Origin of the sequence: Fuscovulum blasticum DSM 2131 (genome assembly GCF_003034965.1) — a bacterium.
GTDB classification, from domain to species: domain Bacteria; phylum Pseudomonadota; class Alphaproteobacteria; order Rhodobacterales; family Rhodobacteraceae; genus Pseudogemmobacter; species Pseudogemmobacter blasticus.
The window spans coordinates 1-1010 of record NZ_PZKE01000057.1 but is presented as its reverse complement, the minus strand read 5'-3'; the positions used below and the strand labels follow the sequence as shown (position 1 = coordinate 1010).

Sequence of the window (1010 nt, the reverse complement as noted above, 5' to 3'; positions counted from 1 at the left end):
CCAGAACCGAGGCAAAGACAGCAACGGCCACCAGCAGAACAAAGACGGCCAGCCCGATGACGGCGCCCCGGTTCTGGCTGAAGTAGAACCAGAACTCGGCCAGCATCCGGCGGCGGATGGCGGCGTCCGACAGTCTGACAGGTGCGGCGGCGGGGGGGATATCGGTCATTTGACGCGGATCCTCGGATTGATGAGGCCATAGGTCAGATCGACCAGAAGGTTCACGATCATCACCAGCGCCGCAATCAGCAGCAGGCCGGATTGCACCACCGGGTAATCCCGGCGCGAGATGGAATCGATCATCCACTTGCCGATGCCGGGCCAGGAAAAGATCGTTTCGGTCAGGATCGCCCCGGCCATCAGCACGCCGATCTGCAGGCCGATGGTGGTGATCACGGGAATCATCGCATTGCGCAGCGCATGGATGCCGATCACGCGATAGGGGGGCATCCCCTTGGCGCGGGCGGTGCGGACGTAATCCTCGCCCATCACCTCAAGCATGGCCGAACGGGTCTGCCGCGCGATCACCGCCAGCGGAATGGTCGCCAGCACGACCGAGGGCAGAATCAGGTGGCTAAGGGCCGAGGTGAAGGCCCCCTTCTGGCCCGACAGCAGGCTGTCGATCAGCATGAAGCCGGTCACGTTGGGAAAGAAGTACAGCAGGCTGATCCGCCCGGAAACCGGCGTCCAGCCCAGTATTCCCGAGAAGAAGATGATCAGCAGAAGACCCCACCAGAAGATCGGCATTGAAAAGCCGACCAGCGCGGCGGTCATCGAGACCTGGTCGAACCAGCTTCCGCGGCGGATGGCGGCCAGCACGCCCACCGGCACCCCGATCAGCGTGGCAATGATGATGGCGCACAGCCCCAGTTCGACCGTGGCCGGGAACAGGCTGAGAAACTCGGTCAGCACAGGCTTCTTGGTCACCAGCGAATTGCCGAAATCGCCGTGCAGAAGCCGGCCGAGGAAATCGAAGTATTGCAGCACAACCGGCTTGTCATAGCCCAGTT

1 protein-coding gene and 1 pseudogene are annotated in these 1010 nt (G+C 62.6%); both read right to left on the bottom strand.

What is annotated here, in order from left to right; all coding sequences use genetic code 11:
- A pseudogene (locus C5F44_RS17660) lies at positions 1–169 on the bottom strand (dipeptide ABC transporter permease DppC); the annotation flags it as partial.
- Positions 166–1010: ABC transporter permease (locus tag C5F44_RS17655; protein WP_107674946.1), on the bottom strand; the 845-nt coding region annotated here is incomplete at its 5' end. The gene C5F44_RS17655 and the pseudogene C5F44_RS17660, both read right to left, overlap by 4 nt.